This is a genomic window from Krasilnikovia sp. M28-CT-15 (genome assembly GCF_047159595.1).
In the GTDB taxonomy this organism is placed as follows: Bacteria; Actinomycetota; Actinomycetes; order Mycobacteriales; family Micromonosporaceae; genus Actinoplanes.
The window spans coordinates 1,287,866-1,302,950 of record NZ_BAAGAK010000001.1 but is presented as its reverse complement, the minus strand read 5'-3'; the positions used below and the strand labels follow the sequence as shown (position 1 = coordinate 1,302,950).

At 71.5% G+C, this 15,085-nt stretch carries 17 protein-coding genes; 11 read left to right on the top strand and 6 right to left on the bottom strand.

Going from position 1 to position 15,085, the window contains the following annotated elements; genetic code table 11:
- Genes ACMCNO_RS06270 through ACMCNO_RS06255 form a run of 4 tightly spaced genes read left to right on the top strand, consistent with a single transcriptional unit; the run spans position 1 to position 4,223 of the window.
- Positions 1–879, top strand: coding sequence for a sulfotransferase (locus ACMCNO_RS06270; protein WP_412748454.1), 879 nt, complete (start codon positions 1–3; stop codon positions 877–879).
- Entirely contained in the window at positions 876–2,459 is a 1,584-nt protein-coding gene (locus ACMCNO_RS06265) for a lipopolysaccharide biosynthesis protein (protein WP_412748453.1), read from the top strand. Before ACMCNO_RS06270 ends, ACMCNO_RS06265 begins: the two co-directional genes overlap by 4 nt.
- On the top strand, positions 2,456–3,187 hold the full coding sequence (locus ACMCNO_RS06260) for a class I SAM-dependent methyltransferase (protein ID WP_412748452.1): 732 nt from the start codon (positions 2,456–2,458) through the stop codon (positions 3,185–3,187). Before ACMCNO_RS06265 ends, ACMCNO_RS06260 begins: the two co-directional genes overlap by 4 nt.
- 4 nt (positions 3,188–3,191) lie before the next feature.
- Positions 3,192–4,223: a glycosyl hydrolase gene (locus ACMCNO_RS06255; RefSeq protein ID WP_412748451.1), complete on the top strand. Its 1,032-nt coding sequence runs from the start codon at positions 3,192–3,194 to the stop codon at positions 4,221–4,223.
- A 10-nt stretch (positions 4,224–4,233) separates the two neighbouring features.
- Here the strand turns inward: ACMCNO_RS06255 and ACMCNO_RS06250 are convergent, their stop codons facing one another.
- From ACMCNO_RS06250 to ACMCNO_RS06230, 5 genes are all read right to left on the bottom strand, one after another.
- Positions 4,234–4,608 carry a glyoxalase gene (locus ACMCNO_RS06250; protein WP_412748450.1) on the bottom strand — a complete coding sequence of 125 codons (375 nt, stop codon included), beginning with the start codon at positions 4,606–4,608 and terminating at the stop codon, positions 4,234–4,236.
- Positions 4,609–4,624: 16 nt separating this feature from the next.
- Complete coding sequence (locus tag ACMCNO_RS06245) at positions 4,625–5,440, bottom strand: acyl-CoA dehydrogenase family protein (protein ID WP_412748449.1); 816 nt, start codon at positions 5,438–5,440, stop codon at positions 4,625–4,627.
- Positions 5,441–5,494: 54 nt separating this feature from the next.
- Entirely contained in the window at positions 5,495–5,929 is a 435-nt protein-coding gene (locus ACMCNO_RS06240; protein ID WP_412748448.1) for an ASCH domain-containing protein, read from the bottom strand.
- A gap of 231 nt (positions 5,930–6,160) precedes the next feature.
- Positions 6,161–6,715, bottom strand: a complete 555-nt coding sequence (locus tag ACMCNO_RS06235) for a hypothetical protein (protein ID WP_412748447.1) — start codon at positions 6,713–6,715, stop codon at positions 6,161–6,163.
- Positions 6,716–6,801: 86 nt separating this feature from the next.
- Positions 6,802–7,077, bottom strand: coding sequence for a hypothetical protein (locus tag ACMCNO_RS06230; RefSeq protein WP_412748446.1), 276 nt, complete (start codon positions 7,075–7,077; stop codon positions 6,802–6,804).
- Positions 7,078–7,511: 434 nt separating this feature from the next.
- Here ACMCNO_RS06230 and ACMCNO_RS06225 point away from each other — a divergent pair, with 434 nt between their 5' ends.
- Complete coding sequence (locus ACMCNO_RS06225; protein WP_412748445.1) at positions 7,512–8,363, top strand: helix-turn-helix domain-containing protein; 852 nt, start codon at positions 7,512–7,514, stop codon at positions 8,361–8,363.
- Complete coding sequence (locus tag ACMCNO_RS06220; RefSeq protein WP_412748444.1) at positions 8,360–8,560, top strand: DUF397 domain-containing protein; 201 nt, start codon at positions 8,360–8,362, stop codon at positions 8,558–8,560. Before ACMCNO_RS06225 ends, ACMCNO_RS06220 begins: the two co-directional genes overlap by 4 nt.
- Before the next feature lie 151 nt (positions 8,561–8,711).
- On the opposite strand, the gene ACMCNO_RS06215 is transcribed toward ACMCNO_RS06220, so the two are convergent.
- Positions 8,712–9,491: a WecB/TagA/CpsF family glycosyltransferase gene (locus ACMCNO_RS06215; RefSeq protein ID WP_412748443.1), complete on the bottom strand. Its 780-nt coding sequence runs from the start codon at positions 9,489–9,491 to the stop codon at positions 8,712–8,714.
- A 63-nt stretch (positions 9,492–9,554) separates the two neighbouring features.
- On the opposite strand from ACMCNO_RS06215, the gene ACMCNO_RS06210 reads away from it, so the two are divergent.
- The 5 genes from ACMCNO_RS06210 (at position 9,555) to ACMCNO_RS06190 (ending at position 14,633) form a co-directional block, all read left to right on the top strand.
- The gene (locus ACMCNO_RS06210) at positions 9,555–10,523 is read left to right on the top strand and encodes a sulfotransferase (RefSeq protein WP_412748442.1); all 969 of its coding nucleotides are present in this window, start codon (positions 9,555–9,557) and stop codon (positions 10,521–10,523) included.
- Positions 10,523–11,437: a glycosyltransferase family 2 protein gene (locus ACMCNO_RS06205; RefSeq protein WP_412748441.1), complete on the top strand. Its 915-nt coding sequence runs from the start codon at positions 10,523–10,525 to the stop codon at positions 11,435–11,437. Before ACMCNO_RS06210 ends, ACMCNO_RS06205 begins: the two co-directional genes overlap by 1 nt.
- Positions 11,438–11,599: 162 nt before the next feature.
- Complete coding sequence (locus tag ACMCNO_RS06200; protein ID WP_412748440.1) at positions 11,600–12,376, top strand: DeoR/GlpR family DNA-binding transcription regulator; 777 nt, start codon at positions 11,600–11,602, stop codon at positions 12,374–12,376.
- A complete protein-coding gene (gene galT, locus ACMCNO_RS06195; protein WP_412748439.1) occupies positions 12,373–13,458 on the top strand; it encodes a galactose-1-phosphate uridylyltransferase in 1,086 nt (361 codons plus the stop codon). The genes ACMCNO_RS06200 and galT overlap by 4 nt, the downstream gene beginning before the upstream one ends.
- A gap of 170 nt (positions 13,459–13,628) precedes the next feature.
- Positions 13,629–14,633: a sulfotransferase family protein gene (locus tag ACMCNO_RS06190; protein WP_412748438.1), complete on the top strand. Its 1,005-nt coding sequence runs from the start codon at positions 13,629–13,631 to the stop codon at positions 14,631–14,633.
- The last annotated feature ends 452 nt before the right edge of the window (positions 14,634–15,085 follow it).

The window sequence follows — 15,085 nt, the reverse complement described above, 5'->3', positions numbered from 1 at the left end:
ATGGACGTACGCAAGGTTCCATCGCCGGTGAAACGGGTGGTACACCTCGGCTCCCGCTCGTACGGGCGGCTCACCGCGACGACCCGGATGACCCCGTCGTTCCTCATCTGCGGCGGCCAGCGCTGCGGCACCACCTCGCTGTACCGGGCGCTGGCCGCGCACCCCGTGGTGCTCAAGGCGGTGCTGCACAAGGGGGTGCACTACTTCGACACCGGCTACGACCGGGGCATGGCGTGGTACCGCGGCCACTTCCCCCAGCACCGCCACGACGAGCGGGTCCGCGCCAAGTACGGCGTGCCCGGCCAGACGTTCGAGTCCAGCCCGTACTACATGTACCACCCGCAGGCGGCGGCCCGGATCGCCGCCGACCTGCCCGGGGTGAAGATCCTCGTGCTGGTGCGTGATCCGGTGGAGCGGGCGTACTCGCAGCACGCGCACGAGGTGGCCCGCGGCTTCGAGTCCGAACGCGACTTCGGGGCGGCGCTGGCGCTGGAACCGGCCCGGCTGCACCGGCAGGAGGAGCGGCTGGCCGACGACCCGCGCTACTACAGCTTCGCCCACCAGCACCACGCGTACCGGGCCCGCGGCGAGTACGCCCGCTACCTGGGCGCGATGGCCCGGCACCTGGGCCGGGAGCGGATCCACGTGGTGGAGAGCGAACGTTTCTTCACCGAGCCGGAGCAGGTGTACGACGAGGTCCTCGACTTCCTCGGCCTGCCGGTGGGGCTGGCGAACCCGCTGTACGAGAAGCACAACGCGCGCCCGCGCACGTCCGACATGGATCCGGTGCTGCGCCGGGACCTGACCGCCCACTTCGCCCCGCACGACGAGGCGCTGATCACCTGGCTCGGCCGGACCCCGGTCTGGCGCCACCGATGACCCGCACCGCCGCCCCGGCCCCACCCCTGGAGCCGCGCGCGGCCGGGGCGGGGACCCGGGGCGTTGCCCGGGGCGGGATGGCGGGAATCGTCGGCTCCGCGGTCGCGGGGGGCACCGGCGTCGGGGTCACCTGGATCGTGGCGCGGGCGCTCGGCGCCGAGCAGGCGGGCGCGTTCTTCGCCGCCACCGCCGCGTTCGTGCTGGTCGGCGGGCTCGCCAAGCTGGGCACCCAGACCGGGCTGGTGTACTGGCCGGCGCGGCTGCGCGCGGGTGGGCGGGCACACCTGCTGGGCACCTGCCTGCGTACCGGCCTGGTGCCGGTGGCCGCGCTGGCGGTCGTGCTGGCGGTGGGCATGTGGCTGGCGGCGCCCGCGATCGCCCGGGTCACCGCCGAGGACACCCCGCAGGTGCTGGCCCAGCACACGGCTGGGCTGCGGGTGCTGGCGGTGTTCCTGCCGTTGCAGGCGCTCACGGACGCGCTGCTGACCGCGACCCGCGGCTACCGGGCGATGCGCCCGACCGTGCTGCTGGACCGGATGCTGCGCAGCGGGCTGCAACTCGTGCTGGTCGGCGCGGCCGGGGTGGCGGCGCTGTGGGGGGCCGCCAGCCTGCCGATGTTCGCGACCGCATGGGCGGCGCCGTACGTGCCGGTGGCGGTGCTGGCCGGGCTCGGGCTGCGGCGCATCTACCGGGCCGGGAAGCCCACCGTGGCGGTGCCGGTGCCGCGGGCCGAACGGCGGGCCCTGCGCCGCGACTTCTGGTTCTTCACCGGGCCCCGGGCGCTGGCCAGTGTCGCCCAGCTCGCCCTGCAACGGGTGGACGTGCTGCTGGTCGCCGCGCTGGGCGGGCTGGCCGCGGCCGCCGTGTACGCGGTCGCGGGCCGTTTCGTGGTGCTCATCCAGTTCGCCAACCAGGGCATCTCCCAGTCGGTGCAGCCCCGCCTGGCGGAGGCGCTGGCCACCGGCGACACGGACACCGCCAACCACCTGTACCGCACCGCGACCGGCTGGCTGGTGTTGATCACCTGGCCGATCAGCCTGCTGGTGATCCTGTTCGCCCCGCTGTACCTGGCGCTGTTCGGCGACGGCTACCGCGCGGGGGCGCCGGTGGTGGTCGTGCTGGCCTGCGCGACGCTGGTCGCCACCGGCTGCGGCATGGTCGACATGGTGCTGGCGATGGCCGGGCGCACCTCGTGGAACCTCTACAACGTCCTGGTCGCGCTGGCCGTCACGATCAGCCTCGACGTGCTGCTCATCCCCCGCTACGGCGCGCTGGGCGCCGCGATCGGGCTGGGCTGCGCGATCCTCGCCAACAACCTGTTGCCGCTGGTCCAGGTGGGCCGGGTGGCCCGGCTGCACCCGTTCGGGGCCGGGACGTGCGCTGCGGCGGCGCTGTCGGTGGCCTGCTTCGGCGTACTCCCCCGGCTGGTCACCGCGGCGGCCGGGACCGGCGCACCCGGCCTGGTGCTGGCGCTGGGGTTGGCCGTGCCGGCCTTCGGCGCGGGCGCCTGGCTCCTGCGCCGCCCGCTCGCCCTCGACGCCTTCACCCGCCGCAAACCCGTCACCGAGGAGGACAGTTGAGCACGGACTACAGCCAGGTGTTCCAGGACACCGACGCGGTCGAGAAATACGAGCACGTCACGTACGCGCCGGACAGCTACGCGTCGCAGATCAACGAGCGGCAGGGTGCGTACGTGCGGGCCATGGTGGTCCGGGAGTTCGGCCCGAACCGGCCGGTGCAGCACGACTTCGCCTGCGGCACCGGCCGGGCGATCCGGACCCTGCACGGGCTGGTCCGCGAGGCCCACGGGTACGACACGTCGGCCGAGATGATGGTGAAGGCGGCCGAGGTCGGCTCGCACGCCCAGTGGCATCTGGTGGCGGCGGACGGACCGGTGCCGGACCCGGTGGTCACCGACGGCCCCGCGATCGTGACCATGTTCCGGCTGCTGCTCAACGTGGACGACGAGGTACGGGAGCGGGCGCTGGCGTTCGCCGCCAAGGCCCTGCCGACCCGCGCGGACGGCGTGCTGGTGGTGGAGAACCACGGCAACACCGGCTCGGTGCGGCACCTGCGGGCACGCCGGCACCGGGGTGACCGGTGGTTCGCCGAGCTGTCGCATGCGCAGGTGGCGGCGCTGCTCGACCGGCACGGCTTCGAGGTGGTGCGGCGGCGCGGCTTCTCCATGCTGACCCCGTCGCTGCACGAGCGGCGGGTGGCCCGGGCCGCCGACGCGCTCCTGCGGCGGGTCCCCGGCGCCGGCCGTTTCGCGGTGAACGTGCTGTACACCGCGCGGCGGAAGAAGTAGCTCCGTGCCCAGACCCCTCACCGCCCTGCTCATCGTCTTGGTGCTCGCGCTCGCCGGCTGTTCGTGGAGCCGGCGGGCCGAGCCGGAGCCCACCCCGGCGCCCGATCTGACCAGCCCGCCGACCGCGATCGCGGTCGATCCGGGGCCGTTCGAGTCGGGCCCGTTCGCCGCCCCGGCCACCGGGGCGTACGTCGGCGCCTGGATCAAGCCGGCGGAGTTCAGCCACGGCGGCCGTCTCGACGCCGTGGACGGCCTGGAGAACGGCCTGGGCCGGCGGCTCGACATCATCAACACGTACCGGCGGTTCGACGAGATGGTCGGCACCAAGGCGGACCGGCAGTTCGTCCGGCAGGGCTCGTCGCTGATGGTCAGCTGGGCGACCGGAGACACCCGGTCCATCGTGGCGGGTTACCACGACCAGCTGATCCGGCATCAGGCGCAGTCGATCCGGGCGCTCAAGCGGCCGGTGCTGCTGCGGATGCGCTGGGAGATGGACCGGCCCAACCTGCGCGCCCAGATGTGGAGCCCGCAGGACTTCGTGGCCGCGTGGAAGCACGTCCGGGCCGTCTTCGCGGCCGAGCACGTGACCAACGTGTCCTGGGTGTGGTGCCCGACCGCGGAGGGCTTCGCCCGGGGCGAGGCCCCGGCGTTCTATCCGGGCGACGACCAGGTCGACTGGACCTGCGTGGACGTGTACGCGGGCAACCTGTTCCAGCCGATCGGCGCGCTGATGGGCCCGTTCCTGCGGTGGGCCGCGCAGCGCCACAAGCCGATCGTCGTGGGCGAGTTCGGGGTCGCCAGGGCGTGGGGTTCGGCGGGGCGGGCGGCGTGGCTTCGCGACGCGGCCCGGACGTTCAAGGCGAACCCGCAGATCAAGGCGGTCGCGTACTTCGAGTCCGACCCGGAGGGCAACGGCCCGAACCAGCAGTTCCAGCTGACCGGCGACCCGGCCGCGTTCAAGGCGTTCGAGGCGCTGGCTCGAGACCGCTGGTTCAACCCGCCGCGGGCCCGGAAACGCTCGCAGAATCCGGGCTGACCGAACGTGCTCAGGCCGGGAGCGGCTGGAGGAACTCCAGCCGGTTGCCGTGCCCGTCGTGGGTGTACAGCCGCCGGTGGCCCGGGAAGTGGGGGTCCCAGTCGACCGTCTCCCCGGCCGCCGTGAGCGTGGCGGCCAGCGCGTCGATGTCGTCCACGAGGACGCCCGGGTGCGCCTTGCGGGCGGGCACGAACGCCTCCTCGACGCCGAGGTGGAGTTCCCATCCGCCACCGGCGAACCAGCAGCCGCCGCGCGCGGCCAGCACGGGCGGCTTGGCCAGCTCGGTCATGCCGAGGACGGCGCCGTAGAACCGCCGGGCGACGTCCTCCCCGCCGGGCGGGATGGCCAGCTGGACGTGGTGCAACCGCGCGAACGTGAATGCCATACCGAGATCATACCCATTAACAGTACGGGCGTACTGTTATTGGTCTCCGTGCGGCAGTGCCTCGTGAACGGGCGTCATCCTCACCCGGAAGAGAAAGGTTGGCGAGGCCGTGGCCGGCGTGGCCGGTGGATAGCATTATCTGGAAAACGGCTTCTTCGTAGCTTGATCCCCCGTGACGTGCGCAGGCGCCGCAGCCATGCCCGGCCGCGGCGCCCGTCGTCGGTGTAGCTCTCAGGAAGCGGCCGCCATGGCGGGCGCCGGTGTCCCGATAGCGGCGTGGGCGAGCAGGGCGATGCCGCCGGAGCGGTACAGGCTGTCGTGGATTCCATCGGCGTAGAGCAGCCCGGTCAGGTCGGCGCGGGCCTTGGCGACGGGATGGTCGCGCCGGAACCCCGGTCGCCCCGATCAGCGGCGCCAGGTCGGCGACCGCCTGGATGGCGGTGTGGACGCCGGTGGCCTTGCCGAGCCGGGCGAGCAGGCTTGCGTCGGGGTGGCCGGCGGCGGCGAGTCGGCTGGCGGTCAGCGCGGCGAGCAGGTCGGCAGTGATCTCGGCGCGGGTACGTCCCAGAGTGATCAGCGCGTTGTCGCGGACACGGGGCAGTATCCCGACGTCACGGCGAGCGGCGAGCGCGCCGGCGACCAAGCCGTGCACGCTGGCGGCCGCGCCCAGAGCGGTCGCGGTGACCAGCGGCCGGAAGCCGGCGAAGTGCTGATGGAAGATCGCCAGACCGGATCCGGGCTTGCCGAGTAGCGCGGTGGCCGGGTCGACGGACACGTCGTGCAGGCGCAGCACGCCCCAGCCCCAGCCGCCGAGCCCGAACGGCTCGATCACCTCACGGTCGACCCCGGGATGGTCGGCGTCGACAATCCGGCGCTGATGCCTCCGTTAACAGTACGGATGTACTGTTATTGGGCGTTCGCGCGTCGGCCACTGGCCGGCATCGCGTCGCGTCGCATGGGGGCGAACCAGCTCAATCTCGATGGCAAGGACGCCGAGAGCTTCCTTCTCCGGCCCGTAGATTCGGCGAATGTTGGCAAGTTGCTGATGGCGTGGACTGTCGGGGTTGACGTTGGCGGGGCCTTCGGCGTCGAGCATGTGCTCGAACGACTCGTAGCGCGCCACCCGCTTGATTCTGGTAAGGGCCTCATCCCGGCCGCAGACGAAGCGGATGAGCTGGCCGGGTGCAAGGTTGCGGAGGTTCGGATACTGGACCCGGACCTCGATGGTCTTGCGGCCGGTGGCCAGCAGGTCGAAGTAGCGGCGATAGACCTTCATTTCCCGGGCTCGCGGCGGCTCCTCGGCCGCGGGGTGGGCGGTCATGATCCGATTCAGCTCCTAGGCGCGGGTTACGCCGGCATCCGCGGTGCCGGGCACCGGGAGTGGGGTGAACCGGGCCGAGGCAAGGCTGGCGGTCTGCGATTCAGTCGCCTGATCCCTGCCCCGGCCGGTTCATTGGCTGGCGGGGCTACCTCGTCGGCTGGCCCGAGCCGGGGCATCGGGCGCGGTCGCCGGGTGGTTGGTGCGGAGGGCAGGAGGAGCCGGGTGGGACGCTTACCGTCGCTCCGCAGGTGGAGCAGTTGCTGTAATTCCTTGCCATGACTTGACGCCTTCCGGGATCACCCAATCAGGGAAGGGCTCCTCCGATGGCTCCTGGCCCTGGACAGGGCCGGTTGACGTGCATCGGAGGAGCATCTTGGTGCCATCCGCGCAGACAAGGCTCACGCCAGCGGGCGCCTGCCCTCGTTCCGGCTCAAGGCCGACGTCGAGGAAGGACACGAGCTGCCAGGAGCTGAATGGCTGCGGGCGCACGAAGTCCAGGAGCTGGACCGTGAAGATCGGCAGTCGCACCGCCCGGCGGTCCGGGGGCGGCACCTGGTCTGGCATGGGGACGGGGCGTTCGGAGGGTTGGACAGCGCCGAACAGGCTTGCCGTCGCCGTCGACTGGTACCTCACGCGTACGCCGGTGATCGTCCGGGCCTTTGAGGTCGCCTCCGTGGGCCCCCATGGTTCGGACCCGGCGCCGTATCGCTCGACAGTAACGATGTCCGGGTGCTCACTGGCGATGAGCAGCGCCTCGATGACGTCGAGGACCTCGGGCAGCTTCATGGTGGTGCGCTCCGATCCTTCCGCCTGTTCAGAGTGTGGAGAGTCTAGAAGGTCCGGCGGCCCACGCTCGCGGGCGAGGTCGGCCGTCAACGGGTGGCGTCCGGTTGGGTGGGCGGCCGCTTCGTCCAGCCGACGAAGCGCTCGTACAGGTTGTCGACGTGTGACCAATCGTGGTCACTGATCGCTTCGTCGAGGGCGCCTCGGAGGTGCGCGCCGAGGTAAAGCACCACGTGGATCCGGTTGAGCCGCATCTCCTCGAACAGCTCGACCTTGGCGGGTCCGCATGGCCAGGGCGCGCCGCAGCACGAACAGTCGTAGCTCGGGAGGAGCGGCGTGTGTGTCAGCTCCCGGACGGCGGTCACCACTTGCCGCCGTTCGCTCGGTAATCCTGGGCCGGGGTGAGTGCACCGGGTCGGCCGACCTGCGGCCACGCCTGGGTGGGAAGCCGCTGCCAGGTCGCCGTGCGATCGCCTGGTGCAAATCGTGCACGCACGTCCTGGCGCACAGCCTCATCACATTTCCACGGCAGGCCGCAGACGGCGCACTGCCGTCGAACCCAGAACTGCCATCGCGATCGTGCACGCGGGTAGTGCATCGCAGCCTCCCCCAATCCGGACACGACTGTGGTTCTGCACGAATCAAGATCGAAACCGCGGAATCCGTACGTTGGCTATCCTGCACGTACCGAAACGGGCATGCAAGATTGCACGCTCGACTTTGCATACACGGGCCCTCGCGTATGCACTGCGCGGCGGGGCGTGCACACTTGGCGGACAGGAGTGAAGGGATGCAAGAGGTGCCTGCACGCAAGCCCCCTACGGTGCGGCTACGGCGTCTCGCCCAGGAGATGATCCGCGCACGCGAGCGGGCGGGGCTCTCCCGGGAGGAGGCAGCCGACCGCGTGCGAATGGACCCGTCATCCCTGTGGCGCATGGAGACCGCACGCAACCGCCCGCTCCGCCGGACCGTGCTCAGCCTGCTTGACCTCTACGGGATTACCCACGCCGAGGAACAGGCCCGCTATGTCGAACTGCTGGCCAAGTCGAACGAGCTGAACTGGCTGACCCCGTTCGAGGAGGCCCTGCCCGAGGACTACCAGACCTACATCAGCTTCGAGGCCGACGCCGCGCGCCTGATCGGCGCGGAGACCGCATTCGTTCCTGGCCTCCTGCAAACGCCCGACTATGCACGTGCACTGATCAGGGGCGTGCACCCCGCGCTGGACGAGAACGACGTTGCACGGCGCGCAGAGGTCCGTGCACGACGGCAGGAGGTGCTCGCCGGCAAGGAAACGAAGCTGTGGATGGTGCTCGACGAGGCCGCCTTGCATCACGCCGTGGGCGGACCCGAGGTCATGCGCGCACAGCTCGACCGACTCCTGGAGGAGGACAGCAAGCGCGTCGTCCTGCAGGTGGTCCCGTTCTCCACGGGCGCACATCCGGCGTCGATGGGCTCGTTCATCCTGATGGAGTTCCCGGATCCGGACCCGTCCCTTGTCTACATCGAGACCTTGACCGGCTCCCTGTTCGTGGAAAAACCCGAGGAGGTGGGCTTGCATCGCGCTAACTTCGAGCACCTGATCGCTCGGGCGATCAGCCCCGCCGACACCCGCAAGTTGATCACCGCAAAGCGGAAGGACTTCACATGAGCGAGCCGTACGACAGCCTTCCCTGGAAGGTCAGCACCCGAACTGGTGGCTCCGGCAACTGCGTCGAGGTGGCCATCACCAATGACGCCATCTACGTTCGGGACACCAAGGACCGGAGCAAGAACCCCCACGTCTACACCCGGGCCGAGTGGGTAGCCTTCGTCGGCGGCGTCAAGGACGGCGAATTCGACCTGTAGCCCCGTGCAATCAAGGCCCCGCTCGGCAATGCGCCGAGTGGGGCCTCATTGCTTTCCTCGCCCTGTTACACCCTGCCCGGACGGCGAGCGGCAAAGGTACGCAGGCAACGCCTGCGCATGCAGCGGAGCCACCATTTACCAGCGCGTCTGGCTAGCGGCGGGCGGACGCGGCCAGCAAACGCAGCGCGTACGGGGCGCCCTGGCGCAGGTAGCGGCGGGCCAGACGGCGTGGCTCGGTGCCCAGCCGGTGGGCCCACTCGAGGCCGGTGCGCTGCATCCAGCGCGGGGCCCGCCGGACGTCCCCGGCCACGAAGTTGACCGCGGCACCGCACCCCACGAACCAGGTCTGTGGCAGGTCGGGGCGCAGCCGGGAGATGACCTGCTCCTGCTTGGGGAAGCCCAGGCCGACCAGGACAAGATCCGGCTGCGCGTCGATCACCTTCGTGCAGAACTGCGCGTACCGGGTCTCGTCGTGTTCGAAGCCGAACTCGGGGCACAGGGTGCCGCCGATGCGCAGGCCGGGGCAGGCGGCGGCGAGCCGGTCCGCGGCACGGGTGGCGCCGTCGGGCAGCTCGTCCGCGCCGGGCGCCCCGCCGATCACGAAGATCGAGCGGCCGTCATGGCCGAGACCCTCCGACAGGGACCAGACGAGGCTGCTGCCGGCGACCCGCTCGGGCAGCGGCATCCCGGTCAGGCGGCTGGCCCACACCAGCGGCATGCCGTCCGCCACGACCAGGTCGGCGTCGTCGACGAACGCCCGCAGGCCCGGATTCGCCCGGGCCGCCCGCAGGATGTCGATGTTCGGGGTGATGATCCGGCCGCCGTGGCCGCACGCCAGCGCGTCCCGGACGACCGCGACGACCTCAGCCTCGGTGATTCGGTCGAAACCCGTCCCGTCGAGATACACCCGCTCGAAAGCCTCGGTTGTCAATCCCACGCCTCCTTCAGCCTGGTTCGCTCGTTATAGGAGCGAAACGAATGAAGGCGGGACAAAGTGGCACGGGTGCTGTTTGTGGGCGGACTGGGACGAAGCGGAACCACCCTGGTCGAGCGCCTGCTCGGCGAGCTGCCCTCCGTCAGAGCCCTCGGCGAGGTCGTCCACCTCTGGCAGCGCGACCTGCGCGACGACGAGCGCTGCGGGTGCGGGGCACGGTTCTCGGCCTGCACGTTCTGGCAACAGGTCGGCGAACGGGCCTTCGGCGGCTGGGGCGCCGTCGACGTGGACCGCATCCAGACCCTGCGCGAAGCGGTCGAGCGCACCCGGCACATCCCCCGGCTGGCGGCCACCTCGCTGCCCCCGGCCCAGCGTGCCGAGGTCCGCGAGTACGCCGACTACTACGCCCGGGTGTACGCGGCCGCCGCCGAGGTCTCCGGCGCCACGGTGGTGGTGGACTCCTCCAAGCACAGCGCGCTCGCCCACGTCCTGCGCTGGGCCGACGACGTGGACCTGCGGGTGGTGCACGTGGTGCGCGACGCGCGCGGGGTCGCGTACTCGTGGACCAAGACCGTGACCCGGCCCGAGACCGACGGCGCCGAGGAGATGACCCGGTACTCCCCCGGCCGCTCGGCTCTGCTGTGGAACGCGCACAACGCCGCGTTCGGCCTGCTGGCCCGCCGCGGCGTCGCGGTACGCCGGGTCCGGTACGAGCAACTGCTGGCCGACCCGCGCCAGGCGCTGCGCGAGCTGGCCGCGTACGTCGACCTGCCGCTGACGGACGCCGACCTGGCCTTCCTCGGCGACGGGCATGCCGACCTGACCGTGGGGCACAGCGCGGCCGGTAACCCGATGCGGTTCCGGGTCGGCCGGGTCCCGCTGCGCCACGACGACGCCTGGGTGCGCGCCCTGCCGCCGGGACAGCGCCGCCTCGTCGGCGCGGTGTGCGCGCCCCTGCTGCGCGCCTACGGCTATCCCCTCAACCCCACCGCCCCTCAGCTCAACCCCGCAGCCCCTCAGGAGGCGTGATGAACTGGCCGTCCGTCGGCGTCGTGATCCCCACCCGCAACCGTCCCGAGCTGGTGCGGCGGGCCATCGCCGCGGTGCGCGAGCAGGAGTATCCCGGCGACCTGACGGTCGTGGTCGTCTACGACCAGACCGAGCCGGACGAGTCGCTCGCCGTCACCGAGGGCACCCCGGTGCTGGTGCTGACGAACTGGCGCGCCTCCGGGCTGGCCGGTGCCCGCAACACCGGCATCCTGTCCCTGGACACGGAGCTGGTGGCGTTCTGCGACGACGACGACGCGTGGGTGCCGGACAAGCTGCGCCGGCAGGTCGCGGCGCTGCTGGCCGAGCCGGACGCGGAGTTCGCGACGTGTGCGATCGAGGTCGAGTTCGAGGGCCGCACCACGGCCCGGCTGGCCGGCTGCAGCCGGGTCACCGTGGAGCAGCTCGCCCGCTCCCGGATGGCGATGCTGCACTCGTCGTCGTTCGTGATCCGGCGCGAGGCGCTGGCCGACGATGCGATCGGGCTGGTCGCCGAGGACGCCCCGGGCAGCCAGAACGAGGACTGGGACCTGCTGCTGCGCGCCGCCCGCCGGACCCCGATCGTGCACGTCGACGAGCCGCTGGTGCGGGTGCTGTGGGGCCGGACCTCGCACTACGCGTACGAGTACGCCACGAAGATCTCGTCGCTGCGGTGGATGATGCAACGCCATCCCGAGATCAGCGGCTGCCGCCCCGGCGCCGCCCGGGTGTACGGCCAGCTGGCCTGCTGGTCGGCGGCCAGCGGCAACCGCAGCCAGGCGTGGCAGTTCAGCAAGGAGGCGGTACGGGCGAACTGGCGCGAGCCGCGCACCGCGATCGCGCTGGCGGCCATGACCGGGGCCGTCAAGGTGGAAAACGTTCTCTCCGCGCTGCACAAGCGTGGCCGCGGAATCTAGGCGTGCGCGAGTGCACCGAGCGCCGCGGGCCCGGCGGCGAACGTCACTCTTTTGCGCACACCCGATCGCCAGGTAATGTTCGCACGTGTTCGATTCAGTGCGGTTGATTCGGTACGGCCACCGACGTAGCGGCGCCAGTGGGCGCCGACGCGGGGGCCGCTGATGCTGGCGCAGCAGCGGCAGGCGGCGATCCTGGACCGGGTGCGCGCGTCGGGCGGCGTCCGGGTGAGCGAACTGGCCGCCGAGTACGGCGTCTCCGACATGACCATCCGGCGCGACCTGGAGTCCCTGGCCGACCGCGGGCTGCTGGAGAAGGTACACGGCGGGGCGACCACGGTGGCCCCCGGCTCGGCGCACGAGCCCGGCTTCGCCGCGAAGTCGGTGCGCCAGCGCACGGAGAAGGCCGCGATGGCGATGCGCGCCGCGGCGCTGGTGTCGCCCGGCGACGCCATCGCCCTGTCCGCGGGCACCACCACCGCCGGGCTGGCCCAGCGCCTGGTCGACGTGCCGGAGCTGACCGTGGTGACCAACTCGATCCCGGTGGCGGACATCTTCTACCGGGCCGGGCGTCCGGACCAGACGGTGGTGCTCACCGGCGGCACCCGGACCCCGTCCGACGCGCTGGTCGGGCCGGTCGCGGTCGCCGCGATCGGCACCCTGCACCTGGACATGCTGTTCCTGGGCGTGCACGGGATGAGCGAGCGGGCCGGCTACACCACCCCGAACCTGATGGAGGCGGAGGTCAACCGGGCCCTGGTCGCGGCGGCGGAACGCCTCGTGGTGCTGGCGGACCACACCAAGTGGGGCACAGTCGGAATCTCCTCGATCGTGCCGCTGGAACGCGCCGACGTACTCATCACCGACGACGGACTGGACCCCGCCGCCCGGGACCTGCTGGCGGAACAGGTCGCCGAACTGGTCGTGGTGACCGCCCCGTGATCGCCCAGCGCACCGCGATCGAGCTGAGCGACGGCCGGGAACTCATCTACTTCGACGAGAAACCCGGCGCGGACCGCTCGTTCCCGGACCGGCGCCACCTGCCGCCCCCGCCGCCCGCCTCGCAGCTGCGGCTGGACCCGCTGGTCGACGAGTGGGTCGCGGTCGCCGCGCACCGGCAGACCCGCACCTTCCTGCCGCCGAGCGACCGCTGCCCGCTGTGCCCGTCCACCCCGGACTTCGCCAGCGAGATCCCGGCGGACGACTACGACGTGGTGGTCTTCGAGAACCAGTTCCCGTCGTTCAGCGACCGGATGGCACCGGACGAGATCACCGAGCTGACCGAGGCCGTCCCGGTGCGCCCGGGGGTCGGGCGCTGCGAGGTGGTCTGCTTCACCAGCGACCACACCAGCTCGTTCGGCGCCCTGCCACCCGAGCGGGTCCGTACCGTGATCGACGCGCTGGCCGACCGCACCGAGCTGATGTCCGCGCTGCCCGGGGTGGCGCAGGTGTTCCCGTTCGAGAATCGCGGGGTCGAGATCGGGGTGACCCTGCACCACCCGCACGGCCAGATCTACGCGTACCCGATGGTGCCGCCGCGCACCCAGGCGATGCTGGGCGCGGCGCGCCGCCACCAGGCCACGACCGGGCGCAGCCTCTACGCCGACGTGCTGGCGGCAGAGCAGAAGGCACAGGTACGGGTCGTCGCGGCGAACGAGCACTGGACCGCGTACGTGCCCGCCGCGGCGCGCTGGCCGTTCGAGGTGCAGCTGGCGCCGCACCGCCAGGTGCCGGACCTGCCCGCGCTCGACGACGCCGAACGCGACGCGTTCGGCCCCCTCTACCTGGACGTGCTGCGGCGCCTCGATGCGCTGTTCGGCCAGCCGATGCCCTACATCGCCGCGTGGCATCAGGCCGTCGTCGGCGCGGGCCGGGAGCTGGGTTACCTGCACCTACAGCTGTTCAGCATCCGCCGGGCGCCCGACAAGCTGAAGTTCCTCGCGGGCTCCGAGTCCGCCATGGGGGTCTTCGTCAACGACGTCGTCCCGGAGACAGCCGCCCAGATGCTGCGCGACGCGCTCTGACCGCCGCCTACCGGCCGGCCCCGGACCGGAAAACCGCGCGCCTCAGTGATGGCGCTGGAAACTCAAGCATCCGGCAGGCGAGCCGAAACGCCCCGTTGCCACCAGCGTTGTACTGGTGTGATCGACCGTATCAGCGCCAGCTGTCGCCTGGCCCGCAGCGAGGTCTGTCCATGACCACGATTCGTCCCGTCTTCGTGACCGGATGCGCCCGGTCCGGCACCACGATGCTGCAGTACATGTTGCATGCGCACAGCCGCATCGCCATCGCGCCGGAGAATCATCTCGTGCTCAACGGGTACCGTCGGCGCCACCGGTTCGGCGACCTCGGCCAGCGGGCCAACCGGGAAAAGCTGGCACAGTGGATCGTCGGGCACAAGGCGAGCCGCTTCGCCGATTTCGGGCTCGACGCCGCCGAGTTGACCGAGGAGATCGTCGAGGGCCCGCCGACGCTCGGTTCCGCCTTCGGGATCGTCTTCCGCGCGTTCTCGCGCCGGTTCGGCAAGGTGCGCTGGGGGGACAAGCGGCCGGCGTACATCCTCAACCTGCCGACCCTGCTGCGGCTGTTTCCGGACGCCCAGGTGGTGCACATCGTGCGCGACGGCCGGGACTGCGTGGCCTCGCTCAAGGAGATGCCGTGGTACCGCGGCGACGTGTACACCGCGATCAACCGGTGGGCCCGCTCGATTGACCAGGGGCAGTGGGCCCGGCGGACGATGAGTCCGGGCTCCTTCCACGAACTGCACTACGAGCGGTTGGTGACCGAGCCCGAGCCGGAGCTGGTCGCACTGTGCCGATTCCTCGGCGAGGAGTACGAGCCGGCGATGGTCAAGCCCGCCGACGCGCTGGACGAGCTGCCGCGTTACCGGGCCTGGTACCACTCCCGCAACCACGACGACGTCACGACCGACCGCATCGGCCGGTGGAGCGGCAGCATGCAGCCGTGGGAACTCGGCCTCTGTGAAGCGGTGCTCGGCAGCCGCCTGCGCGCCCACGGTTACGAGCTGTCGGGAGCCTCCCGCCCACCGGCCTCCCACCGGCTGCGCTACGAGATGGTGGCCGGGCGGAACCGCTACCAACATCTCCGGCAGGTCTGGCAGGACCGGCGTGCGGAGCCGGGCACCATCGCGTGCCGGATCGGGGAGGAACCGACCGAGGCGACCACCGCGGGTGCCTGACCGCCCCGCTGCGGCCGACGTCTGTCACCGCCCGCAGGGTCGGGAACGGACGTCGGCCGGCACCGTCGGCTGACGTCCCGGGTCGGCGCCGCCCCTGACGGGTTGTCGGGCACGGCCGCTCAGGACCCAGAATTCACATCGGACGGACGTCCCCGCCATCGGCGCCAGGCGGCATGACACGCCGCCGGGCCGGGGGGCTCGACGCACTCGGCCCGGCGGCGGCGGTGTCGGAAGTTGGGGGCGGGGGGCCCGGGACGAGGCCCCCCGCATGGGAAGGGACGGCAGACGTGCTGCAGCACGCCCACTGGCGATGCTTGATCTCAGGAGAACCGGACGGCGCCCGGGACAAGGCGGCCGGACCGGCGGGCGACCCCTGAGCAGCACCGCCTGCATCCGTTCTGCCTAAAGAAACGACGCCAAAAACCCTGAGTTACGCGCACTAAACGCATAGT